The 23,862-nt window shown below is 55.1% G+C and carries 22 protein-coding genes; 10 read left to right on the top strand and 12 right to left on the bottom strand.

Features of this window, described 5'->3' with window-relative positions; all coding sequences use genetic code 11:
* Positions 1–30 precede the first annotated feature (30 nt).
* Genes ssuB through ssuE form a run of 5 tightly spaced genes read right to left on the bottom strand, consistent with a single transcriptional unit; the run spans position 31 to position 4,271 of the window.
* Positions 31–801 carry an aliphatic sulfonates ABC transporter ATP-binding protein gene (gene ssuB / locus RHN82_RS01970; RefSeq protein WP_022647644.1) on the bottom strand — a complete coding sequence of 257 codons (771 nt, stop codon included), beginning with the start codon at positions 799–801 and terminating at the stop codon, positions 31–33.
* Positions 798–1,589, bottom strand: coding sequence for an aliphatic sulfonate ABC transporter permease SsuC (gene ssuC, locus RHN82_RS01965; RefSeq protein WP_047051705.1), 792 nt, complete (start codon positions 1,587–1,589; stop codon positions 798–800). Before ssuC ends, ssuB begins: the two co-directional genes overlap by 4 nt.
* 9 nt (positions 1,590–1,598) lie before the next feature.
* On the bottom strand, positions 1,599–2,744 hold the full coding sequence (gene ssuD, locus RHN82_RS01960; protein ID WP_017384817.1) for an FMNH2-dependent alkanesulfonate monooxygenase: 1,146 nt from the start codon (positions 2,742–2,744) through the stop codon (positions 1,599–1,601).
* Positions 2,741–3,703 (bottom strand): sulfonate ABC transporter substrate-binding protein, encoded by a 963-nt coding sequence (locus tag RHN82_RS01955; protein ID WP_047051704.1) that lies wholly within the window; start codon positions 3,701–3,703, stop codon positions 2,741–2,743. Before RHN82_RS01955 ends, ssuD begins: the two co-directional genes overlap by 4 nt.
* Complete coding sequence (gene ssuE, locus RHN82_RS01950; RefSeq protein ID WP_023296267.1) at positions 3,696–4,271, bottom strand: NADPH-dependent FMN reductase; 576 nt, start codon at positions 4,269–4,271, stop codon at positions 3,696–3,698. The genes RHN82_RS01955 and ssuE overlap by 8 nt, the downstream gene beginning before the upstream one ends.
* A 249-nt stretch (positions 4,272–4,520) precedes the next feature.
* Between ssuE and pyrD the strand changes: the two genes are divergently transcribed.
* Positions 4,521–5,531 (top strand): quinone-dependent dihydroorotate dehydrogenase, encoded by a 1,011-nt coding sequence (gene pyrD, locus RHN82_RS01945; protein ID WP_015570907.1) that lies wholly within the window; start codon positions 4,521–4,523, stop codon positions 5,529–5,531.
* 166 nt (positions 5,532–5,697) lie between these two features.
* Positions 5,698–6,240, top strand: coding sequence for a cell division protein ZapC (zapC, locus tag RHN82_RS01940; protein WP_006809355.1), 543 nt, complete (start codon positions 5,698–5,700; stop codon positions 6,238–6,240).
* Here the strand turns inward: zapC and RHN82_RS01935 are convergent.
* Positions 6,237–7,346, bottom strand: coding sequence for a YcbX family protein (locus RHN82_RS01935; protein ID WP_047051703.1), 1,110 nt, complete (start codon positions 7,344–7,346; stop codon positions 6,237–6,239). The genes zapC and RHN82_RS01935 overlap by 4 nt on opposite strands.
* Positions 7,347–7,444: 98 nt before the next feature.
* On the opposite strand from RHN82_RS01935, the gene rlmKL reads away from it, so the two are divergent.
* From rlmKL to rmf, 6 genes are all read left to right on the top strand, one after another.
* Positions 7,445–9,553 carry a bifunctional 23S rRNA (guanine(2069)-N(7))-methyltransferase RlmK/23S rRNA (guanine(2445)-N(2))-methyltransferase RlmL gene (gene rlmKL / locus RHN82_RS01930; RefSeq protein WP_047051723.1) on the top strand — a complete coding sequence of 703 codons (2,109 nt, stop codon included), beginning with the start codon at positions 7,445–7,447 and terminating at the stop codon, positions 9,551–9,553.
* Between the two features lie 12 nt (positions 9,554–9,565).
* Positions 9,566–11,473, top strand: a complete 1,908-nt coding sequence (locus RHN82_RS01925) for an ABC transporter ATP-binding protein (RefSeq protein ID WP_047051702.1) — start codon at positions 9,566–9,568, stop codon at positions 11,471–11,473.
* Positions 11,474–11,486: 13 nt separating this feature from the next.
* On the top strand, positions 11,487–12,740 hold the full coding sequence (pqiA, locus tag RHN82_RS01920; RefSeq protein ID WP_047051701.1) for a membrane integrity-associated transporter subunit PqiA: 1,254 nt from the start codon (positions 11,487–11,489) through the stop codon (positions 12,738–12,740).
* A gap of 4 nt (positions 12,741–12,744) precedes the next feature.
* The gene (pqiB, locus tag RHN82_RS01915) at positions 12,745–14,385 is read left to right on the top strand and encodes an intermembrane transport protein PqiB (RefSeq protein WP_032647911.1); all 1,641 of its coding nucleotides are present in this window, start codon (positions 12,745–12,747) and stop codon (positions 14,383–14,385) included.
* Positions 14,382–14,948, top strand: coding sequence for a membrane integrity-associated transporter subunit PqiC (pqiC, locus tag RHN82_RS01910; RefSeq protein ID WP_047051700.1), 567 nt, complete (start codon positions 14,382–14,384; stop codon positions 14,946–14,948). The genes pqiB and pqiC overlap by 4 nt, the downstream gene beginning before the upstream one ends.
* Positions 14,949–15,202: 254 nt before the next feature.
* Positions 15,203–15,370 carry a ribosome modulation factor gene (gene rmf, locus RHN82_RS01905; protein WP_003858162.1) on the top strand — a complete coding sequence of 56 codons (168 nt, stop codon included), beginning with the start codon at positions 15,203–15,205 and terminating at the stop codon, positions 15,368–15,370.
* Positions 15,371–15,441: 71 nt separating this feature from the next.
* Here rmf and fabA read toward each other — a convergent pair whose 3' ends face one another.
* Together fabA and RHN82_RS01895 are read right to left on the bottom strand one after the other, a co-directional pair.
* Positions 15,442–15,960: a bifunctional 3-hydroxydecanoyl-ACP dehydratase/trans-2-decenoyl-ACP isomerase gene (gene fabA, locus RHN82_RS01900; protein WP_000227926.1), complete on the bottom strand. Its 519-nt coding sequence runs from the start codon at positions 15,958–15,960 to the stop codon at positions 15,442–15,444.
* A 68-nt stretch (positions 15,961–16,028) separates the two neighbouring features.
* A complete protein-coding gene (locus tag RHN82_RS01895; protein WP_047051699.1) occupies positions 16,029–17,789 on the bottom strand; it encodes a Lon protease family protein in 1,761 nt (586 codons plus the stop codon).
* 186 nt (positions 17,790–17,975) lie between these two features.
* Between RHN82_RS01895 and matP the strand changes: the two genes are divergently transcribed.
* On the top strand, positions 17,976–18,428 hold the full coding sequence (gene matP / locus RHN82_RS01890; RefSeq protein ID WP_003858158.1) for a macrodomain Ter protein MatP: 453 nt from the start codon (positions 17,976–17,978) through the stop codon (positions 18,426–18,428).
* A 65-nt stretch (positions 18,429–18,493) separates the two neighbouring features.
* Here the strand turns inward: matP and ompA are convergent, their stop codons facing one another.
* A complete protein-coding gene (gene ompA, locus RHN82_RS01885) occupies positions 18,494–19,546 on the bottom strand; it encodes a porin OmpA (protein WP_017694761.1) in 1,053 nt (350 codons plus the stop codon).
* A gap of 356 nt (positions 19,547–19,902) precedes the next feature.
* A complete protein-coding gene (sulA, locus tag RHN82_RS01880) occupies positions 19,903–20,412 on the bottom strand; it encodes an SOS-induced cell division inhibitor SulA (RefSeq protein WP_047051722.1) in 510 nt (169 codons plus the stop codon).
* A 217-nt stretch (positions 20,413–20,629) separates the two neighbouring features.
* On the opposite strand from sulA, the gene RHN82_RS01875 reads away from it, so the two are divergent.
* Positions 20,630–21,256, top strand: coding sequence for a TfoX/Sxy family DNA transformation protein (locus tag RHN82_RS01875; protein ID WP_023299743.1), 627 nt, complete (start codon positions 20,630–20,632; stop codon positions 21,254–21,256).
* Here the strand turns inward: RHN82_RS01875 and yccS are convergent.
* The gene (gene yccS, locus RHN82_RS01870) at positions 21,213–23,375 is read right to left on the bottom strand and encodes a YccS family putative transporter (protein WP_047051698.1); all 2,163 of its coding nucleotides are present in this window, start codon (positions 23,373–23,375) and stop codon (positions 21,213–21,215) included. The two genes, RHN82_RS01875 and yccS, sit on opposite strands and share 44 nt — an antisense overlap.
* Positions 23,376–23,393: 18 nt before the next feature.
* Entirely contained in the window at positions 23,394–23,840 is a 447-nt protein-coding gene (locus RHN82_RS01865) for a YccF domain-containing protein (protein ID WP_003858149.1), read from the bottom strand.
* Positions 23,841–23,862: the final 22 nt, after the last annotated feature.

Below are 23,862 nucleotides of genomic sequence, written 5' to 3'. Positions count from 1 at the left end.
TCCCTGTGGGAGAGGGCCGGGGTGAGGGCATCAGGCATTAGCCTTTATCCGCTGAATCTCCGCTTCCCCACGCTTCATCACCCGATCCAGCACTTCGGCTTCCAGCTCCGCCAGGCGGGCCGATCCCACGCGGCGAGGACGTGGAATATCTACCGTCAGATCCAGACCAATTTTACCTTCTTCTATTAACAGCACCCTGTCTGCCATTGCCACGGCTTCACTGACGTCATGCGTCACCAGCAGCACCGTAAAGCCGTGCGTCTGCCAGAGGGTTTCAATCAGATCCTGCATCTCGATCCGCGTCAGGGCATCAAGCGCGCCGAGCGGTTCATCAAGCAGCAACAGGCCGGGACGGTGAATCAGCGCGCGTGCCAGCGCTACGCGCTGCTTTTGTCCACCCGACAGGGCCGCAGGCCACTCTCCCGCGCGATTCTCCAGCCCTACCGCAGCGAGTGCCTGCCGGGCGTCCTCCCGCCAGCTGCCCTTCAGGCCCAGCCCGACGTTATCCATCACCGTTTTCCACGGCAGCAGACGCGCGTCCTGAAACATCATGCGTGTATCATCCTGAATTGTGGAAAGCGGCGTAGTGCCTGCCAGAATGTCACCGCTGTTAGGCGCTTCCAGCCCGGCTAAAAGACGCAGCAGGGTACTCTTGCCGCCACCGCTACGGCCGACAACGGCCACAAACTGTCCGGCAGGAATATGCAGATCCAGTGCATTCAGAATGGTGTTGTCGCCGTAGCGTTTGGTCACGCCGTTCAGCAGTAACGGTGTTCCCTGGTTCAGTCGTGCAGTATTCATGCTTTCGCCTCCTGAGCGGTGTAGGCCGGGTTCCAGCGCAGCCAGCTACGTTCCAGCCACTGGGCGCTGACGTCCGCAAGTTTGCCGAGCAGGGCATAAAGGATAATGGCAACCACCACCACGTCCGTTTGCAGGAACTCGCGGGCGTTCATCGCCAGATAACCAATGCCGGAGTTAGCCGAAATGGTTTCCGCCACGATCAGGGTTAGCCACATCAGGCCGAGCGCAAAACGCACCCCAACCATAATGGAGGGCAGGGCGCCCGGCAGGATCACATGGGTAAACAGGGCAAAACCTGACAGGCCATAGCTGCGGGCCATCTCCACCAGACCGCGATCGATATTGCGGATCCCATGCCAGGTATTGATATAAATCGGGAATAACGTTCCCAGCGCCACGAGGAAAATTTTGGCGCTCTCATCAATGCCAAACCACAGAATAACCAGCGGAATAAGCGCCAGATGCGGCACGTTACGCAGCATCTGAACGGAGGTATCCAGCAGCCGCTCACCCCAGAGTGACAGGCCGCTGATCAGCCCCAGCGTCAGGCCGATGCTTCCGCCAATCGAAAAGCCAATTACCGCGCGCCAGGAGCTGATGGCAAGATGTTGCCACAGCTCACCGCTGGCGCTGAGCGACCAGAACGCTTCCACAACGCCCTCCGGAGAGGGCAAAATGCGGCTCGACAGCCAGCCAGTTGAAGACGCCAGTTGCCAGACGAGGACAATGCCGACGGGCAGAAACCACGGCGCGGCGCGCAGCAGCCATTTTTGTGCGGTTGCAGACATGGTGGCTCCTTAGCTTTGCGCGACTTTTCGCGGGATAAACGCGTTCGCCACGGCTTCGCCCTGCAACTGAAGCTGGCGTGGCTGCGGAATTTCCGGGATAGCGACATCCAGGTGCGGGAACAGCAGTTCACCCACCTTGTACGCCTCCTCCAGATGCGGGTAGCCAGACAGAATAAAGCTGTCGATCCCCAGCGCCGCATATTCATTAATGCGTGCCGCTACGGTTGGACCGTCGCCGACCAGTGCCGTACCGGCGCCGCCGCGCACCAGACCCACCCCGGCCCACAGGTTCGGGCTGATCTCAAGATTTTCACGCTTGCCGTTGTGCAGGGAGGCCATCCGGTGCTGGCCCACGGAGTCGGTTTTGGCAAACGCCGCCTGTGCTTTGGCGATAGTGTCGTCGTCCAGATGAGCGATCAGACGGTCGGCGGCTTGCCAGGCCTCGTCGTTGGTTTCGCGGACGATCACGTGCAGGCGAATGCCGAAGCGTACCGTACGGCCATGTTCTGCGGCTTTAGCGCGTACCTGAGCAATTTTCTCTTTCACCAGCTCCGGTGGCTCACCCCAGGTCAGATAGAGATCGACCTGCTCAGCCGCCAGCTCCTGCGCCACGTCCGACGATCCGCCGAAATAGAGGGGAGGGCGCGGCTGCTGTACCGGCGGGAAGTAGAGCTGCGCATCGCGAACGTGGATATGTTTCCCTTCGAAGGTGACGGTTTCCCCTTCCAGCAGACGTCGCCAGACGCGGGTGAACTCCGCGGAAGCTTCATAACGCTCGGTATGATCGAGGAAAACGCCATCGCCCGCCAGCTCCTGCGGATCGCTGCCCGTCACCAGGTTGAACAGCGCGCGGCCGTTGGAGAGCCTGTCCAGCGTTGCTGCCTGACGCGCCGCGACGGTGGGCGACACCACGCTCGGGCGCAGGGCGACCAGGAATTTCAGGCGCTGGGTGACGGGGATCATCGATGCGGCAACCAGCCACGCATCCTCACATGAGCGGCCCGTTGGGATCAGCACCCCGGTAAAACCAATGCGGTCTGCCGCCTGGGCGATCTGCTGTAGATAGCCGTGATCGACCGGGCGGGCGCCTTCTTCTGTGCCAAGATAGTGTCCATCACCGTGGGTGGGTAAAAACCAGAAAAGATTCAGACTCATGATTTTTTTCCTTCAATGCCAGCGGGTTGCCAGATGCGTTCGCGAATATTCACCTGCTTTGGAACCAGGCGGTTTTGATAAAAGAGGTCTGCCGTTTGCTGCTGGAGAGCGGCAACGTGGGCGTCAACAGGCGCTATGGTGGTAGGAGGACGGTGGTCAAGATAGGTAGCGATCACCGGTTCAGGCAGGCCCATGGTTTTTGCCAGCAGCGTGATGCTCTGCTGACGCTGGCTTTGGGTCAGCGCATCGGCCTGAGAGAAGGTATCCAGCACCTGCTGAATAAATGCGCCATTTTTCTCAGCGTAAGGACGTGCCGCCAGGTAGAACGAACCGGTCTGCTTCAGGGTGGTGCCGTCTTTCAGCACCCGCACACCGCCCTGCAACAGTGCGGCGGAGTTGTACGGATCCCAGATAGCCCAGGCATCAACATTTTTTTGCTGAAACGCCGCGCGCGCATCGGCAGGCGTCAGGTAAACGGGCTGGATATCGGTGAATTTAAGGCCGGCCTCCTGCAACGCGCGCAGCAGCAGGTTGTGCGAGCTGGAACCTTTCTGGAAAGCAACCTTATGGCCTTTAAGATCGGCGACGCTTTTAATCTCGCTGTTTTCCGGCACCAGGATCACCTCTGCCTTCGGCTTGGCGGGCTCAACGCCAACGTAAACCAGATCCGCCCCGGCAGCCTGCGCAAAGATCGGCGGGATATCGCCGGTGCTGCCTAAATCAATACTCCCGACGTTCAGCGCCTCCAGCATCTGTGGCCCGGCAGGAAACTCGACCCATGAGAATTTGGTCTCCGGGAAACGCTTCTCCAGCAACGCATGGCTTTTCGCCAGCACCATGCTGACGCTGCCCTTCTGATAACCGATACGCAGGCTATCCGGCGCTTTCTCCGCCGCCTGAGCCAGCGACGCCACTGCCAGCAGACCTGCCAGCCCGATACGGGTAACTGTTTTAAACATGCGCCACTCCTTGTGATTGATGAAATGCCGCCGCGTGGCGATCCCGACGGTTCAGGGCGTGCCAGAAGGTGTCGAGCGCACTGTCGAGGCGGGTTTGCAGATTCGGCGTGAAATGGGGTTTATGCTGGTAGTCGATTACCTGTGAGTCGTCAGCGAAGACGCCATGCAGGATCTCCTGCGCTTTAAGCGCGTTCAGAACCGGCTTGAGGGCATAATCCACCGCCAGTAAATGGGCTACCGTACCGCCTGTGGCCAGCGGCAGGACGACCTTACCGTCCAGCGCGCGTTCGGGCAGCAGATCGAGCAGCGTTTTCAGTGCGCCGGAAAAAGAGGCTTTGTAAATCGGTGTCGCGACGACCAGCCCGTCAGCACTCTTAAGTTGTTCGATCAGGGTTTTCAGCGCTGGGCTGTCGAAACGGGCGTAGAGCAGATCTTCAGGCGCGAAATTGTGCAAATTCCAGTGACACACTTCGACATCCAGAGCATTAAGCTTTTCGCGAGCGTATTCCAGCAGTGCGCTGGAGCGAGAGGGGAAGCGGGGGCTTCCGGCCAGGGTAATGACGCGCATGGTTGCTCCTTATAACTAATTGTTTGCTTTTATCTAACATTCATAACAATTTTCAGGAGTGTGACATTGCGTGGTTATTCCACTAAATGATTTATCCTCAGGATGAATGCAGAAAAATGCATAAGAAGCGAACCGATAAGTAAACGATTGCGTTTTACGTGGCTTTTTTTGCCACAGGTCAATTCCCTTTCCGGGCGGGATCGCACATAATCCCCTCCCGGTTTGCACACCGGGAATCCAGGAGAGTTCATGTACTACCCCTTCGTTCGTAAAGCCCTTTTCCAGCTCGATCCTGAGCGCGCTCATGAATTTACATTTCAGCAGTTACGCCGTATTACAGGAACGCCTCTGGCCGCGCTGGTGCGTCAAAACGTGCCGGAAAAACCAGTTCAGTGCATGGGCCTGACTTTCAAAAATCCACTGGGCCTGGCGGCCGGTCTGGACAAAAATGGCGAATGCATCGATGCACTCGGTGCGATGGGCTTTGGCTCGATTGAAATCGGGACGGTGACGCCGCGTCCGCAGCCGGGAAATGACAAGCCACGTCTGTTTCGCCTGGTTGAAGCCGAGGGGCTGATCAACCGCATGGGCTTTAATAACCTTGGCGTCGATCATCTGGTTGAGAACGTTAAGAAAGCCCATTTTGATGGCGTGCTGGGTATTAATATTGGCAAAAATAAAGACACGCCGGTCGAGCAGGGTAAAGATGACTATCTGATTTGTATGGAAAAAGTCTATGCCTATGCCGGTTATATCGCGGTGAATATCTCCTCGCCTAACACCCCAGGGCTGCGTTCATTACAATATGGCGAAGCGCTCGACGATCTTCTTAGCGCCATTAAAAATAAACAAACGGCGCTACAGGCGATCCACCATAAATATGTTCCGGTCGCGGTTAAGATCGCCCCTGATCTTTCGGCAGAAGAATTGATCCAGGTTGCCGACAGTTTAGTTCGCCATAATATTGATGGTGTGATTGCGACCAATACGACACTCGATCGCTCTCTCGTTCAGGGAATGAAAAACTGTGACGAAGCGGGGGGATTAAGTGGCCGTCCGGTACAATTAAAAAGCACCGAAATTATTCGCGCACTCTCCGCGGAATTAAAAGGCCAGCTGCCGATTATTGGCGTGGGTGGCATTGACTCCGTCATCGCTGCACGTGAGAAGATGGCGGCAGGCGCATCGCTGGTGCAAATTTATTCCGGCTTTATTTTTAAAGGACCGCCGCTGATTAAAGAAATCGTCACGCATATCTAATCTTTTCTCTTAATCAGACAACCAGGGCTTTATTTCCAGCCCTGGTTGTTTTATATTCCGTCATTGTTGCTTATTTAGACATTATAGTCTTTTATTACTAGTGTTATAAGCGAAGCGGCAAACAGGACATTTTTAGTACAGGACGTTTAGGGGACGGGAGAGAAACATGCGAATTAAACCTGACGATAACTGGCGCTGGTATTTTTGTGACGAGCATGACCGTATGATGCTTGACTTAGCCAATGGCATGTTGTTTCGCTCTCGTTTTGCGCGCCGAATGTTAACGCCAGACGCGTTTGCGCCCTCTGGCTTTTGCGTTGACGATGCTGCACTCTATTTCTCTTTCGAAGAAAAATGCCGCGAGTTCGATCTCTCCAAAGAACAGCGCGCTGAACTTGTATTAAATGCGCTGGTGGCGATCCGTTTCCTGAAACCGCAAATGCCGAAAAGCTGGCATTTCCTCGCGCATGGCATGAGCTGGACCCCGGCTATCGGCGATGCGGCAAGCGTCAATCTGAGCGATACCGAAGAAGAGGTGAATTTGCTGGTGGTTGAACCCGGTGAAAACGCTGCGCTCTGTTTGCTGGCCCAACCCGGCGTGACCATTGCCGGGCGAGTCATGCAGTTAGGTGATGCCATCAAAGTGATGAATGACAGGCTGAAGCCACAGCTGCGCGTCGATTCCTTCAGCCTCGAACAGGCGGTTTAAGCTTCCAGCTGCACGGATGTTTTCGGTACACAGCTACAGCACAGGATCGTGCCGTCACTGCCAATCGCAGATTTCTTCAGGGCACTCACTTCACCATCGACCAGTTTAATGCGACAGCATCCGCAAATCCCCGCGCGACAGGAATACGGTACGCGGATACCCGCCTGCTCCAGCTGTTCCAGTAGCACCTGCTGATTGTTACCTCGGATGACTTTGCCTTCCCAGTGAATATCCACCGCGGAAGCGACGTTGGTGACAACGTCAACCATCTCTTCTTCTTGACCTGCGCCGTACACCCTGGCAGGCCCGCGGGTGAGAATTTCGACCTCGTCGCCCACGCGGATCACGCCGCTGGAGCGGGGGATCAGGTTCTGGCCGAAGTCGACATCGCCGTTATCCTGCGCGGTACGAAATGACTGCAAGGTTTTCAGCGGTTCGCCGGAAGGGTGTTTCTGGCCTTTCTCCGGGCTGACGGTGGTAAAAATACAGCGGCTGCATGGCTTCACGACATCAAAAATAACGCTGCCGATGCGGATCACTTTCCAGGTATCTTCATCCCAGGCATCCGCTCCGGTCACCACCAGATTCGGGCGAAACTGCTCCATCTGCACGCTAGCTTTGCAACGATTTTGTAAATCACGCAGCGAGGCCTCGCTGGTCAGCAGGAAGGGAAAACCATCCGCAAAGGAGAGGGGAACCGCATCGTGGCGCTTCACGCGACGGGTCAGCGCAGGCCCGACCCAGCGCAGCTGAACGTCACGGGAGAAAAAGCCGCTCAGCCACTGGTTAATATTGTCCGGCGCGATACGCGCGGTAAAATGGTTGCCCCACACTTCCGTTGGCGCATCAACCGGCGCAAAATCAGCAAAGCGGATCACGACGCTTGAACCGTCTGGCGCGGTCAAATGCAGCCCGTCATGAAGCGGGGAAGGGGTAAAGCGAACCATCTGCGGGAACTGACGTGCGGTGATAAACGTACCGTCAGGCTCGGTGACCATAAAAATACGATCGAAGGCGAATCCGCTCATATCGGCCAGCGCGTGAGTCACGCCGATACCGCGCATCGATTTCACCGGATGAATAAAAAGCCTGGATAACGTCGCCACTGCACACTCCCGCTAAAGAAAATAAGCCTTCAACTTTATGACATACACGCCATATTAGCTATAATGCGCGACAATTTTCTATGAGTAAAAGTGACGATATGAATTCTCTGTTTGCCAGTACGGCCCGTGGGCTGGAAGAGCTGTTAAAAACTGAACTGGAAGCCCTGGGCGCGAAAGAGTGCCGGGTGGTTCAGGGTGGTGTCCATTTTGAGGGCGACACGCGGCTTATTTACCAGAGCCTGATGTGGAGCCGTCTGGCGTCGCGCATCATGCTGCCGATGAAAGAGTGCAAGGTCTACAGCGATCTTGATCTCTACACCGGCGTACAGATGATCGACTGGACAGAGATCTTCACCCCGGACGCTACCTTTGCGGTGCATTTCAACGGCGTCAACGATGAAATCCGCAACAGCCAATACGGTGCGCTGCGCGTTAAGGATGCCATTGTGGACTGCTTCACGCGTCGTAATAAAGAACGTCCGAACGTTGACCGTGAAAACCCGGATCTGCGTATCAACGTCTGGCTGAACGGCGATACGGCCAGTATTTCCCTGGATCTGAGCGGCGCAGGCCTGCATCTGCGCGGCTATCGCGATCGCACCGGGATGGCGCCGATCAAAGAAACGCTGGCTGCCGCTATCGTGATGCGCTCCGGATGGCAGCCAGGTACGCCGCTGCTCGATCCGATGTGCGGTTCCGGTACGCTGCTGATTGAAGCCGCGATGCTGGCCACCGACCGTGCGCCAGGGCTGCACCGCGGTCACTGGGGCTTCAAAGGCTGGGCGCAGCACGATGAGGCCATCTGGAAAGATGTCAAAGACGATGCGCAGACCCGCGCCCGTAAAGGGCTGGCGGAGTACACCTCTCACTTTTACGGTTCGGACAGCGATGCACGGGTGATTGAACGCGCGCGCAGCAACGCCCGTCGTGCCGGTATCGGCGAGCTGGTCACCTTCGAGGTGAAAGACGTGGCGAACCTGACCAACCCGCTGCCAAAAGGCCCGTACGGTACGGTGATTAGCAACCCACCGTATGGTGAGCGTCTGGACAGCGAGCCGGCGCTGATTGCGCTGCACAGCCTGCTGGGCCGCAACATGAAAGCGCATTTCGGCGGCTGGAACCTCTCCCTGTTTAGCGCCTCGCCGGAGTTGCTGAGCTGCCTGCAATTGCGTGCCGATCGCCAGTTCAAGGCGAAAAACGGCCCGCTGGACTGCGTGCAGAAAAACTACCATCTGGCAGAGGTAGCGGCGGACAGCAAACCGTTAGGCGTGGCGGAAGATTACGCCAACCGCCTGCGCAAAAACCTGAAGAAATTTGAGAAGTGGGCGAAGCAGGAAGGCATCGAATGTTATCGCCTGTACGACGCTGACCTGCCGGAATACAACGTGGCGGTTGACCGTTATGCGGACTGGGTGGTGGTTCAGGAATACGCCCCGCCGAAAACCATCGATGCGCAAAAAGCGCGTCAGCGTATGCTGGATGTGATTGCGGCCACCATCGCCGTACTTGGCATTTCGCCAAACAAGCTGGTGCTGAAAACCCGTGAGCGTCAGAAAGGCAAAAATCAGTATCAGAAGATGGGCGAGAAGGGCGACTTCCTCGAAGTGGGCGAATATAACGCGCGCCTGTGGGTTAACCTGACCGACTACCTTGATACCGGCCTGTTCCTCGATCACCGCATCGCCCGCCGCATGCTGGGCCAGATGAGCAAGGGCAAAGACTTCCTGAACCTGTTCTCCTATACCGGCAGCGCCAGCGTTCATGCGGGGCTTGGCGGCGCGCGTAGCACCACCACGGTAGATATGTCCCGGACTTATCTGGAGTGGGCAGAGCGCAACCTGCGTCTTAACGGCTTAACCGGTCGTCAGCATCGCCTGTTACAGGCCGATGTGCTGGGCTGGCTGCGCGATACCGACGAGCAGTTTGACCTGATCTTTATCGATCCGCCGACCTTCTCTAACTCCAAGCGTATGGAGGATAGCTTTGATGTTCAACGCGATCACCTGCGCCTGATGACCGACCTGAAGCGTCTGCTGCGTAAAGGCGGCACCATTATGTTCTCGAATAACAAGCGCGGATTCCGCATGGATCACGACGGCCTGGCCGAACTGGGACTGAAAGCACAAGAAATCAGCCAAAAAACACTGTCTCAGGACTTTGCCCGTAACCGTCAGATCCACAACTGCTGGCTAATCTCCGCGGTCTGAAAGGAAAAATAAATGTCTTTAATTAGTATGCACGGCGCGTGGCTCTCTTTCAGCGACTCACCGCTTCTCGATAATGCAGAGCTGCATATCGAAGATAACGAGCGCGTCTGTCTGGTGGGCCGTAACGGAGCAGGTAAATCGACGCTGATGAAGATCCTCAACCGTGAGCAGGGGCTGGACGACGGCCGTATTGTTTACGAGCAGGATCTGATCGTCTCTCGTCTGCAACAGGATCCGCCGCGTAACGTCACCGGCAGCGTGTACGATTTTGTGGCCGAAGGGATTTCAGAGCAGGCGGAATACCTCAAGCGTTACCACGAGATTTCGCATCTGGTGATGACGGACCCGAGCGACAAGAATCTCAACGAGCTGGCAAAAGTGCAGGAGATGCTCGATCACCACGGTCTGTGGCAGCTGGAAAACCGCATTAACGAAGTGCTGGCCCAGCTTGGCCTGGAAGCGGATATGGAGCTGTCGGCGCTCTCCGGCGGCTGGCTGCGTAAAGCGGCGCTGGGCCGTGCCCTGGTGAGCGGGCCTAAGGTGCTGCTGCTGGACGAACCGACGAACCACCTGGATATCGAAGCGATTGACTGGCTGGAAGGGTTCCTGAAAACCTTTAACGGCACCATTATCTTCATCTCCCACGACCGTTCGTTCATCCGCAACATGGCCACGCGCATTGTCGATCTCGATCGCGGCAAGCTGGTGACCTATCCGGGCGATTACGATACCTATCTGCTGGAGAAAGAAGAGAACCTGCGCGTCGAAGAGCTGCAAAACGCCGAGTTCGACCGCAAGCTGGCGCAGGAAGAGGTCTGGATCCGTCAGGGCATTAAAGCGCGTCGTACCCGTAACGAAGGCCGCGTTCGCGCCCTGAAGGCGATGCGCCGCGAACGTAGCGAACGCCGCGAAGTCATGGGTAGCGCCAAAATGCAGGTGGAAGAGGCGTCCCGCTCGGGCAAGATTGTCTTCGAAATGGAGAACGTGAATTATTCGGTTGACGGCAAAGTGCTGGTGAACGATTTCTCCGCTCAGGTTCAGCGCGGCGACAAAATTGCGCTGATCGGCCCGAACGGGTGCGGTAAAACCACGCTGCTGAAACTGATGCTCGGCCAGCTTCAGGCCGACAGCGGTCGTATCCACTGCGGGACCAAACTGGAAGTGGCGTACTTCGACCAGCACCGCGCCGAGCTGGATCCAGACCGTACGGTGATGGATAACCTCGCCGAGGGTAAACAGGAGGTCATGGTTAACGGCAAGCCGCGTCACGTGCTGGGCTACCTTCAGGACTTCCTGTTCCACCCGAAACGCGCCATGACGCCGGTGCGCGCGCTGTCCGGGGGAGAGCGTAACCGTCTTTTGCTGGCGCGTCTGTTCCTGAAACCCAGTAACTTATTGATTCTCGATGAACCGACTAACGATCTGGATGTCGAAACGCTGGAACTGCTGGAAGAGTTGATTGATGGTTATCAGGGCACTGTGATGCTGGTCAGCCACGATCGTCAGTTTGTCGATAACACCGTGACCGAGTGCTGGATCTTCGAAGGCGAAGGACGCATCGGGCAATATGTGGGCGGCTATCATGACGCGCGTGGACAGCAATCGCAGTCGCTGGCGCAAAAACAGACGAAGAACAAAAATGTCGCTGAACCTGTTGTTGCAAAGGCAGAAACTGTCAAAAAGTCTCCTGCTAAAATGAGTTATAACTTGCAGCGCGAGCTGGAGGGGCTGCCGCAGCGTCTGGAAGAGCTGGAAGCTGCACTGGAAGCACTGCAAATTCAGGTCGCTGATGCGTCATTCTTTACGCAGCCTCACGACTATACTCAGAAAGTATTGGCTGAACTCTCCCAGGCTGAACAGGCGCTGGAAGAGGCATTTGAGCGCTGGGAGTACCTTGAGTCTCTGAAAAACGGCGCATAAACAGGGATAATCTATGTGTGACCAGCACCATGCCGATCGGCATATATTATGCTCGCAATGCGATATGCTCGTGGCGTTGCCAGAGCTTGGTCACGGACATAAGGCTGCCTGCCCGCGCTGCGGCGCTACGCTGACGACTGAGTGGGACGCGCCAAGGCAGCGTCCTACGGCGTATGCGCTGGCAGCCTTATTCATGTTACTGCTCTCCAATCTCTTCCCTTTCATCTATATGAAAGTGGGCGGGATGACCAGCCAGGTGGATTTACTGGAAATTCCAGGCGTGATGTTCTCGGAAGATTACGCCAGCCTTGGCACCTTCTTTCTTCTTTTCGTGCAGATCGTCCCGGCTTTTTGCCTGGTCGTCATTCTGCTGCTGGTCAACCGCGTCAGGATGCCCACTGTCCTTAAAATCAAACTCGCGCGGATCCTGTTCCAGCTGAAAAGCTGGGGGATGGCGGAAATTTTTCTCGCCGGTATTCTGGTCAGCTTCGTGAAGCTGATGGCCTACGGCGATGTGGGGATTGGCAGTAGCTTTATTCCGTGGTGTCTGTACTGCGTGCTGCAACTGCGCGCGTTCCAGTGCGTGGACCGACGCTGGGCCTGGGACGATATTGCCCCGGCGCCGAGGCTGTCGCAGACGGTAAAGGTAGGCGTACCGGGTATCCGTCAGGGGCTTCGCTCCTGCTCGTGCTGCACCGCCGTGCTGCCTGCGGATGTTGAGGTGTGTCCGCGCTGTGAAACAAAAGGTCACGTCCGGCGTAAAAATAGCCTGCAATGGACCATGGCGCTGCTGGTGACCTCTGTCATGCTCTATCTGCCCGCCAATATCTTGCCGATCATGATCACCGATCTGCTCGGCGACAGAATGCCCTCGACCATACTGGCCGGGGTGATTTTGCTGTGGAGCGAGGGGTCATACCCTGTTGCAGGCGTCATATTCCTCGCCAGTATTATGGTTCCGACCTTAAAGATGATTGCCATTGCCTGGCTTTGCTGGGATGCAAAAGGGCACGGTAAGCGAGACAGCGAGCGTATGCATCTGATTTATGAGGTCGTGGAATTTGTTGGCCGCTGGTCGATGATTGACGTGTTCGTGATTGCGGTTCTCTCAGCGCTGGTGCGTATGGGTGGGCTGATGAGTATTTATCCCGCTATGGGAGCGCTGATGTTTGCGTTGGTCGTCATTATGACCATGTTTGCGGCCATGACCTTCGACCCTCGTTTATCGTGGGATCGTGAGCCCGATTCAAGCCATGAGGAAGAGTAAGAGCATGGAAAATAAGAGTGGAGAGGCTAAAGTGCAGAAGGTCAGAAACTGGTCGCCGGTGTGGATTTTCCCCATCGTGACCGCGCTGATCGGTGCATGGATCCTGTTTTATCATTACAGCCATCAGGGACCGGAAGTGACGCTAATTACCACCAATGCAGAGGGGATTGAGGGCGGAAAAACCACCATCAAGAGCCGCAGCGTGGATGTGGGTGTCGTGGAAAGCGCGACCCTGACGGATGATTTAACCCATGTTGAAATCAAGGCCCGCCTGAATGCCGGCATGGAAAAACTGCTCCATGAAGATTCTGTTTTTTGGGTAGTGAAACCGCAGGTCGGGAGAGAAGGGATCAGCGGCTTAGGGACGCTATTGTCCGGGGCTTATATTGAACTCCAGCCCGGCAACAAAGGCGCCCAGCCAGCAAACTATCAGCTGCTGGATTCACCGCCGCTTGCGCCACCGGATGCAAAAGGGATCCGCGTTATTCTGGACAGCAAAAAAGCGGGCCAGCTCTCGCCGGGCGATCCGGTGCTGTTCCGTGGGTATCGCGTCGGTTCGGTTGAAACAAGCACCTTCGATCCGCAAAAACGGACCATCAGCTATCAGCTATTTATCAATGCGCCTAATGACCGCCTGGTGACCAGCAACGTTCGCTTCTGGAAAGACAGCGGGATCGCGGTGGATCTCACCTCTGCGGGGATGCGCGTTGAGATGGGTTCACTCACCACGCTGTTTGGTGGGGGCGTCAGTTTTGACGTGCCGGAAGGCATGGAGCTCGGGCAACCGGTGGCGGAGAAAACCGCCTTCAGGCTGTTTGACGATCAAAAAAGTATTCAGGATGCGCTCTATACCGATCACATCGACTATCTGATGTTCTTTAAGGATTCCGTACGCGGCTTGCAGCCAGGGGCACCAGTTGAGTTCCGCGGTATTCGTCTGGGGACAGTGGGACAAGTACCTTACTTTGTTCCGGGACTGAAGCAGATGCTTGATGATGATTATCGTATTCCGGTGCTGATCCGCATTGAGCCTGAGCGTTTGATTAACCAGATAGGCGAGGACCAGGATATTGGGGAGCATATCAGCGACCTGCTGAATCGCGGGCTGCGTGGCTCGCTGAAAACTGGCAACCTGGTCACAGGGGCGTTGTATGTTGATATGGACTTCTATCCAAAAGCGCCACCAATGACGGGTATCCGTGAATTTGGCGGCTACAAAATCATTCCTACGGTCAGCAGTGGCCTGGCGCAGATCCAACAGCGCCTGATGGAAACGCTGGATAAAATCAACAATCTGCCGCTAAATCCAATGCTTGAGGCTGCGACGGGATCACTGCATCAGAGCCAGGCGACGATGCAACGTCTGCAAACCACGCTGGATAATATCAACAAGATCACCGCTAACCAGTCCATGCAGCAGCTGCCGCAGGATATGCAGAAAACGTTGCGCGAACTGAATCGCAGTATGCAGGGCTTCCAGCCGGGCTCAGCGGCCTACAACAAGATGGTGGCGGATATGCAACGTCTTGATCAGGTTTTACGCGAGCTACAGCCCGTTCTGAAAACGCTCAATGAAAAGAGCAACGCACTGGTGTTTGAAGCGAAAGACAAAAAGGATCCTGAGCCTAAGAGGGCGAAACAATGAAAAAATGGCTAATCATCGCAGGTGCAGTGGTATTAACGGCCTGTAGCTCTGGAAGCGATAACAAAAGCTACTACCAGCTGCCGTTAAGCGCCCAGTCCGGTGCGCAGAGCAGCGCCTCGCAGGGCAGCCGTCTGCTGTGGGTTGAACAGGTTGCCGTGCCAGATTATCTGGCGGGCAATGGGGTGGTCTACCAGACCAGCGATGTGCAGTACGTTATCGCTAACAATAACCTGTGGGCCAGCCCGCTGGATCAGCAGCTACGCAATACGCTGGTGGCGAATCTGAGCAGCCAGCTCCCTGGTTGGGTCGTCGCCTCGCAGCCTCTGGGAAGCGATCAGGACACCCTGAATGTTAACGTGACGGGTTTCCATGGCCGCTATGATGGTGCCGTTGTTATCAGCGGGGAGTGGCTGCTGAATCATCAGGGCCAGCTGATTAAGCGTCCTTTCCATCTGGAACTGAAGCAGCAGAAAGATGGCTATGACGAAATGGTGAAAGTGCTCGCGCAGGGGTGGGCACAGGAGTCGGCTGTTATTGCAAGAGAGATTTCCCGGCTGCCATAAGTAAAATTCATCGACGAAAGCCGCACTCAGCTTCTTGCTGATTGCGGCTTTTTTTTCGTTTTGCGTTCAGGTTGTTACTTGTCCCACGTCACATTTTTTGTACAAACGATCTTCCATGTAGCTCACAAATATGACACCCGTATGAATTTTGAACGTTGACGCTGACGCCGATTCGGGGTATTCGTTAACTGTGCTTGCACATATTGCAACCACTGTTTTCTTTCCACCAGACAAAAGAATGAGGGAAACGAGGCATGAAGAGACAGAAACGAGATCGCCTGGAAAGGGCTCATCAACGTGGTTATCAGGCTGGCATCGCCGGACGTTCAAAAGAAATGTGTCCCTATCAGGCCCTGAATCAAAGGTCCCAATGGCTAGGGGGCTGGCGAGAAGCCATCGGAGACAGGGCAGTACTTGCTTGATACCGTCTCTTTAAAAAGAAACCTCCGCAATGCGGAGGTTTCGCCTTTCTGGAAGGGGCTAAAAGCCGTTATCAGAAAGCGGAGGTATCCTGGAACAGACCCACTTTCAGGTCGTTCGCGGTATAAATAAGACGACCATCTACCAGCACTTCACCGTCCGCCAGGCCCATAATCAGGCGGCGGTTAACGATGCGTTTGAAATGGATACGGTAGGTGACTTTCTTCGCGGTAGGCAGAACCTGACCGGTGAATTTCACTTCGCCTACGCCCAGCGCACGGCCTTTGCCTTCACCGCCAAGCCAGCCCAGATAGAAGCCAACCAGCTGCCACATGGCATCGAGGCCCAGGCAGCCAGGCATTACCGGATCGCCAATAAAGTGGCAACCGAAGAACCACAGGTCCGGGTTGATATCGAGTTCTGCTTCTACGTAACCCTTATCAAAGTTGCCGCCGGTTTCGGTCATTTTCACGACACGGTCCATCATCAGCATATTTGGGGCCGGTAACTGCGGGCCTTTCGCGCCAAACAGTTCACCGCGACCAGAGGCAAGAAGGTCTTCTTTAGTATAGGATTCGCGTTTATCTACCATGTTCTCAGTAAGCCTTATTTTAGTGAAGGACGCAGGATAGCTAACACGTGTACGCTGAACAAGTCCGATCAGTTCGCACTAAACCAACTTAACCAGCGTAACGGCCACGGATAACGATGACGAGCATCCTGCTGTGTCGCCTGAGCTATACGTTCCTGAATGGTCTGCATCAGGGTTGTCTGACCTTCGCCGTCCCAGACCAGGTTTGTCAGTAAGGGTAGTGCATCCTCAACCCCTTCGATGGCCCAGATGGCGAATTGTTCCTGCTCGACCGCATCCAGAATCGCCTGGCTCAGGCTCAAATGGCGAGCGTTAGGCGCCGGAATAATCACGCCCTGTTTGCCGTTTAAACCGCGCTGCTGGCAGATAGCGAAGAAGCCTTCGATTTTCTCATTCAGTCCACCCACCGGTTGGGCACGACCAAACTGATCCACGGAACCGGTAATCGCAATATTCTGATTAATCGGTACGTCTGCAAGCGCGCTGATCACGGCGCACAGTTCCGCCATCGAGGCGCTATCGCCGTCGACTTCACTGTAGGACTGTTCAAAGGTCAACGAGGCAGAGAAGGGGATCTGCTGCTCAAGCTGAAGTTCAGACATCAGGAATGCCTGCATGATCATCATGCCTTTGGCATGAATGTTTCCGCCCAGTTCGGCCTTGCGTTCGATATCGGTAAATTCGCCGTCACCAATGTGCACGACACAGCTGATACGGGAAGGTTCGCCAAAGGCGCGCGGGTGTCCGGGGAACTCGATGACGGACAAGGCGTTGATTTGCCCGATACGTTCGCCTTCGGTCTCCACCAGAATCTGTTCCAGCAGAATTTCATCCTGCATACGGTCAGCAAGATAACCTTCACGCCATTCACGCTGGGCCAGCATCTGACTAAGCTGCTCGCCGGTAAACGGACCGTTGCCGCTGATAACGTCCACTTCACGCAGCTGTTTACCGATCCAGAGCGGGCAGAGCGGCAGGGTTTCCTGATCGCCAGTGTAGCGTACGGCCTCGCGGATTAAGCCCGGCCACGCATCCTCGGCAGGCGAGGGCAGCGCGAAACGTTCCGCCACGGCCATAACCCACTGACACCACTGCGCCATGTCATCGGCATCGGCGATCTGAATATTGTCTTCAAATTCGCTGTAAACCGCCTGCTCCGCGAGTTCTGGCTCCATTTCCTGGAAATCAGCCAGAGATTCACGGTCACCCGTCAGCACGACGGTCAGCGACAGCGGCATAGACGGAATGGAAACAGGCAGCGGACGTGAATCGTCGTAGCCTACCCAGTCGAAACGTTGCTGCGTCACCACCGTTTTCAGGCGCATCCACAGCAGAGGCTGTGCAAGCAGGGTGCGAAGGGAGATGAGCAACACGCCGCCGTTCGCGCGGTGTACCAGACCGGGTTGCAGTGACACCTCGCCATTGAACTGACGAAGGCAGCCGAACAGCTGTTCTGCTTCCACCCAGTTGGCGGTAATCACCTCGCCTTTTGCAGCGAACTGTCCGTCTGCCTGCGTGGCAGGTTCGTACGTCACGTCACGTCCGGCAATATGATACTGACCACCAAAAACGGCATTCGTTTTTGGCTGCAACTGGCGCATGGCATCACCGAGAAGCGTCAGATACTCGGCTTCTTCCGGGGCTTTGAGCAGCATGAAAGGAGATGTAGCCCATGGGGATGACATCTGCTCCAGCGCGTAATGCAAACGCGGTTGTGTATCGCTAAGTATGAATTCGTGTTCTTTTGTGAGGTCTGGCTGTGCAAACAGCTCCTGATAGCTCTCGGTATCCGGAACCAGGTCACGCCATGCAAGTTTCGTAATGGTCAAAGTTGATGTTTTTTAGTCAGAAGTAAAACCGTGGAGTATACCGTAAGCGGCGCACTCTGCCCAATCAGGATTCGGGTTTTCGTCATGCGGATCGCCTGCGGCGTTTCACAGGATATGATTTCTTTTCAGCAGATTGCCAAAAAACTGATATTCTGAACAGAGTTACACGGTAACACTGAGATCGCAATGAAATATCAACAACTGGAAAACCTCGAAAGCGGCTGGAAATGGAAGTACCTGGTCAAAAAGCACCGTGAAGGGGAGCTGATCACCTGCTACATCGAAGCCAGCGCGGCACAAGAAGCTGTGGATATGTTGCTGACCCTCGAAAACGAACCGGTACTGGTCAACGGCTGGATTGAGAAGCACATTAATCCGGCCCTGTTAAACCGGATGAAGCAAACTATCCGTGCTCGTCGTAAACGGCATTTCAATGCCGAGCATCAGCACACCCGTAAGAAATCCATCGACCTCGAGTTTATGGTCTGGCAGCGTCTGGCCGGGCTTGCGCAACGGCGCGGGAAAACCCTGTCGGAAACGGTGGTGCAGCTGATTGAAGATGCTGAGCACAAAGAGAAGTATGCCAGCCAGATGTCGACGCTGAAGAACGATCTACAGGCACTGTTAGGTAAAAAATAAGCTTTTTACTTTTCTTCAGATAATAAAAAACCCCGCATGGCGGGGTTTTTTTATAAGACGATAACTTATGCCGCAGGCTGAGTTACAACGTCTTTGATACCTTTAACTTCGATCTCTACGCGACGATCTGGTGCCAGGCAGTCGATCAGTGCAGCGCGTGGTTTCACGTTGTCACAGGTAGAACCGGTAACTGGGTTAGATTCGCCCATACCACGTGGGGAGATCTTGTTAGCTGGGATACCTTTAGATACCAGGTAATCAACTACAGACTGAGCACGTTTCTCAGACAGACCCTGGTTGTAAGCGTCAGAACCGATACGGTCGGTGAAGCCCAGAACCACTACAGAACCGTCTTTAGGATCCAGGTTGCTCAGCTGGGTGTACAGCTGATCCAGTGCCTGCTGACCTTCTGGTTTCAGGGTAGCTTTGTTGAAGTTGAACAGAACGTCAGACTTCAGAGTGAAGTGCTTGGTCTGTACTTCTGGAGCTGGAGCCGGAGCTGGAGCTACGACTGGCGCATCTTCCTGCTGACCGAAACGGTAAGAAACACCAACGCTCAGCATGCCGTTGTCTGGACGAACGCCAACGGTAGCACCGTCACCGATGTTGTTAACCCACTGGTATTCCAGACGGGTAGCGATGTCACGGGTCATTGCCCACTCAACGCCACCAGCGAATACTGGGGAAACACCAGTGTCGTGGTCGTCACCAGCGATGCTGTTGCTGGAGTCTGCACGCCATACCATGCCGCCCAGACGGGTGTACACGTCCAGATCGTCAGTCACTGGGTAACCCAGTTTAGCGGTCAGCTGTACGCCTTGAGCTTTGAAAGCGCCATTTACGTTGTCGCCTTTGTAAGGCATACGACCTAACCAGTCGTAACCCATTTCAAAGCCAACATACGGGTTAACCTGATAGCCACCGAACGCACCTGCACCCAGCTGGCTCTCGTGAGTAGGGCCATCGTTGTTCAGGCTGCTGTTGTACCAACCGGTGTCATGGAACTGAGACCAGCCCAGTTTACCACCTGCATACCAGGTATTATCTTTCGGAGCGGCCTGCGCTACGGTAGCGAAGCCAGCCAGTGCCACTGCAATCGCGATAGCTGTCTTTTTCATTTTTTGCGCCTCGTTATCATCCAAAATTTGCCATGAATATCTCCATCGGAGGAATCACGGTTAAATCCTTCACCGGGGGGCGTGGTCAAATATAAACCTACCGATATCTTCGGCTTAGGCCGAGCACCCCTAGCGATGTAAAGTCTACAACGTAGCTGAAAACTTACAAGTGTGAAGTCCGTCAGGCATATGAAAAAAAAAGTTCCGTATACCTAATATTTAACAATTTTTGAACGAATTTTGTGCAGTAAAATTAACGAGAACCGCGTCAGACAAGCCTTGCCGCAGTTTTGGCGCGTTGAACTTTTTTTGCATACTGCGGTCGAAAAAAATTCCAGGAAAACTCTTAAAATGACTCAATGGTACACATTTGAGTGAATTTTTAGCCCGGGATGTTGTCCTCTGCGATAGGAATCTCCACGAACCGGCCGCATGATGAAACCCATCGCGTTACCTTCTTCAGCCGCTTCAGTCAGACGCAAATGTTCCTCTTGCGACAGATCCTCAGGCAACCACCCAATCACGACGCTATAGTTCCCGGTACGTAATGCCCGGACCATCGACTCGACCGTATCGCATGGGGAGAGTTGATTAATCTGCATCACCTTCGCTAACGGCAGGCCAGCCGACTGAACCCATTCACGACTTAATTTTTGCTGTGGCGTCAGCCAGAGCTGCCAGCGAGACTGTTGCCCGAGCTGCTGCAAAAGCGGCAGGAGTAAGAGTTGTGTTAACAGCGGCTGGTCTTCACGGTAAACCACTTCAGTGATAAGCCCTGTCGATTCACGCCCGATAGAATTCTGCGCAGCATTGCCTGCGGCAGAAGGAGAAGGTGTTAAGTGATTTGCATAGCCTGAAGTGTACATATTCATTCCAGCCCTGTAGTTACTGTATGGATATACAGTAACCCCTGTATGCATAAAGATCAACCTCATTTTCGGAACGCGACTCGCAAATTTCATCCATTCCTGGTGAACCTGAAAAAATCATCTTGCCCAACGGCAATAAGTTGCCTATTTTCCTGCTAACGGATCCGTTAGTAAGAAATATCGTGGTTACTGTATGATTTTTAATGGAATTATCATGAAAAAGATATCTTATGATCGGATTTATCAATCTCAGGAATACCTCTCTCCGCTGGGCGAAATTCATCATCGCGCCCTGTTTGGCGGTTATACCCTGGCCGTGGATGAAGCGGTGTTCGCGATGGTGTCTGACGGCGAGCTGTACCTTCGCGCCTGTGAGCAAAGTGCAAAATACTGTGTAAAAAACGCCTCCTCTTTTCTGACCCTGATGAAACGAGGACGCCCAGTGCTGCTTAATTACTACCGTGTGGACGAAGGTCTGTGGCAAAACAGGGAAAAACTGCTTCAGCTCTCCTCGTTTGCGCTCGATGCTGCCAGGAAAGAGCGCTACCAGCGCCATCAGCGTAACCGGCTTAAAGATCTGCCGAACCTGACATTTCAGATTGAGGTCCTGCTTATGGAGGCGGGCATTACCAATGAAGAGACGCTACGACAGTTGGGAGCAAAGACGAGCTGGCTGAAAATGCGCTCTAAGAATAAAGCGCTGAGTATCCGGGTATTGTTCGCGCTTGAAGGCGCCATTGAAGGGTTACATGAAGCGGCACTCCCGGCGGATATTCGCCGGGAGCTTACGGAGTGGTTTAATGCGCTGCCTGAGTCGCAGGGCCATCATTCCGCCAGGTAGCGATCTGCTGGCGCAGCCGACAAATTTCCGGCAGCAAAGCGATAAGCAGGCCAATTTGCTGGAGGACCAGCGGAGCTTTGTTGTCGGTGCCTGGATCAAGGTGTGCGATACGTTGCACCAGTTCATCCAGTGCCTGGTGAACCCGTGGCTCATCCGCAGGTTGATGATGAAGCGCATCATCAACGTAGCAAACGGCATCGTCCAGCAGCGCCAGAATGCCCGGATTCGTCAGTTTCTCTCGGTGGGCGCCAAGGGTAGAGATATAGCTGGTGAACGTGTGGTTCAGACACAGCAGGCGAAAGGCTGTCTCCCGGATTTCTGCCGTGGCGCGCGGCTCAGTTGACATATTCGAGACAACGGAAGCCAGCTCTGCGTCCGTGTTGTGCGCATCGCGACGGGCAATCCGATAGGCCAGACGGTTATCGCGGCCCTGATGATATTGCTCAAGAATAGCATCCAGATAGCGGCAGTTGGCGTTCATTGCTCTGTCGGACACGCGCGGTAAATTTCGGAAACGCCAGTCAGGCCAGATAAAGCTCACCGCCGCCCAGGCGATGGCGCAGCCGATCAGCGTGTCGATCACGCGGGGGAGGGCCACTTCAAAGCCTTCACCCAGCAGATTGAAGCAGAGCAGCACCAGCAGCGTGATGAACATCGTGGCGTGGGCATATTGCACATTGCGGAAGGCGAAGAACAGTACGCCGGTAATCACGATCAGGATCAGTTGCCCTTCTACGGATGGCACAAAGTAGAGCACCGGCAGCCCGATGGCGACCCCCACTAATGTCCCGACAATACGCAGCGCAAGCCTATGGCGGGTAGCGTTATAGTTCGGCTGGCAGACAAACAGGCTGGTCAGCAGGATCCAGTAGCCGTGGTGCAATCCTGTTATCTGGATAAACGCGTAGCCGACGCACAGTACCAGCGACATCCTCACCGCATGGCGAAAGAGGGCGGATTCCGGCGTAAAATGACGGCTCAGGCGCAGCCACATATCGCTGAAACCGTTGAGACTGTCGTCGGCAAGCAGGTTATCAGCGTCATTGCCCGGCATCGCCATCGCCTGTTCAGACTCAATGGTGGCGAGCTGAGCATCGATGGCTCTCAGGTTGTTGAGCAGGAATCCCAGGGCTTTGAACTGTTCCGGTGATGTCCCACTGGCCTGAACGCGATCGAGCGCCGCATCCAGGTGGCTGAATGCGCGTTCAAAGCGCGGATCGTGCTGATAGGGCGTGCGCAGCAGTATTGAGCGCGCAAGTTGCTGGCAGGCCTGAGACTGCATCGACAGCAGGCGCTGGAAACGGAACATCACGTCGCTGTAGCGGAATTTCTCGCGCAGGTCAGCGTACTGCACATGCGACGAGCTGGCACGCTCGTGAATATCCTGGGCGACAAAGTAATAGTGCAGTGTGCGCCGGGTACCGCGCTGACCGCGATCGCCGCGCAGACGGGTGAGCAGAGAGGCTTTGGTCTGATTCAGCGTGGCGACCAGCTGGCCATTTGCCAGCGCCAGATCGTACAGGGGCGCCTGGCTGTCCTCTTCAATATCCGGATCAAACAGCCGGGATTTCAGCTCCAGATAGTGGGCCAGCTGTTCGTAACTGCGGGCAATGTTGTCCTGTAAGGCACGAACCGGAAAAATAAGATGCCCGGTTAAGGTCAGCAGGTTATACCAGATAGCGCCCAACAGCAGCAGGACCGGTTGCTGATACCACTGATCGTAAAGAGAGACGCCCAGCATGGTGTAAATGGCAATCAGCAGGGCGCCAAACGCGATAGTAGCGTAGCGTTGCCCGAGGCCGCCGAGCAAAATGAAGCCGCTGGTGGACACCGTCAGCCCTAAGGCAAACAGCCAGGGCCAGGGGAAAAGCAGCTCAACGGAGGCGGAAGCAATAAAGAAGCAGACCAGCGTGATGACCAGATTACGCAAACGACCGGCCAGGCGGTCGTCGAGATCCGCCAGCGCACCAGCCACCACCCCAAGCGTGAGGGGGATGGTGAGCTTCACATCATTCAGCCACCACGGCAGAGCGACGGTGCCGCAGAGGGCGATAAAGATCCTGACGTTATACAGCCAGTTACTGTTCCACGTATAGCGACGAAGCAGGGGGCTTAGCATGAGTGCGGCCAGTCCTTATTACTGAAAACGGCGACGGGCGTTGGCTTCACGCGCGGCTTGCGCGACTTCGACCGGGACAACACGGCGTCCTACCGGCCACAGGGCGATGGTGGCAATTTTGAAATTTGCGATGCCAACCGGAATGCCAATAATCGTGATGCACTGGGCGATACCGGCGAAGATATGCATCAGACACAGCCACCAGCCAAAGAAGATCAGCCATAAAATATTCAGCAACGTGCCGCCGGTATTCATCAGGGCATTTTTTCTTTCCGGCTCCAGCTCATCCACGTGCACGGCTTCATTTCCATAAGGAACGAGGGAGAGTTTGGTGATTTCCCAGCAGGAGCGCGTCAGCGGAAGGGTGAAGATGAGCACGATGCTCACCAGGGTGGCAAAAAGCCAGGAAAGGGTGGTGGCAAAACCGCCAAGGACAAAATTCAACACATTCAGAACGGTACGCATAAACCCTCATTTCCTTCGATAT

Source organism: Enterobacter cloacae complex sp. EB5 (assembly GCF_031432835.1).
Lineage (GTDB): Bacteria > Pseudomonadota > Gammaproteobacteria > Enterobacterales > Enterobacteriaceae > Enterobacter > Enterobacter hormaechei_C.
The sequence above is the reverse complement of the archived record's forward strand: the minus strand, read 5'-3'. Positions and strand labels throughout refer to the sequence as shown.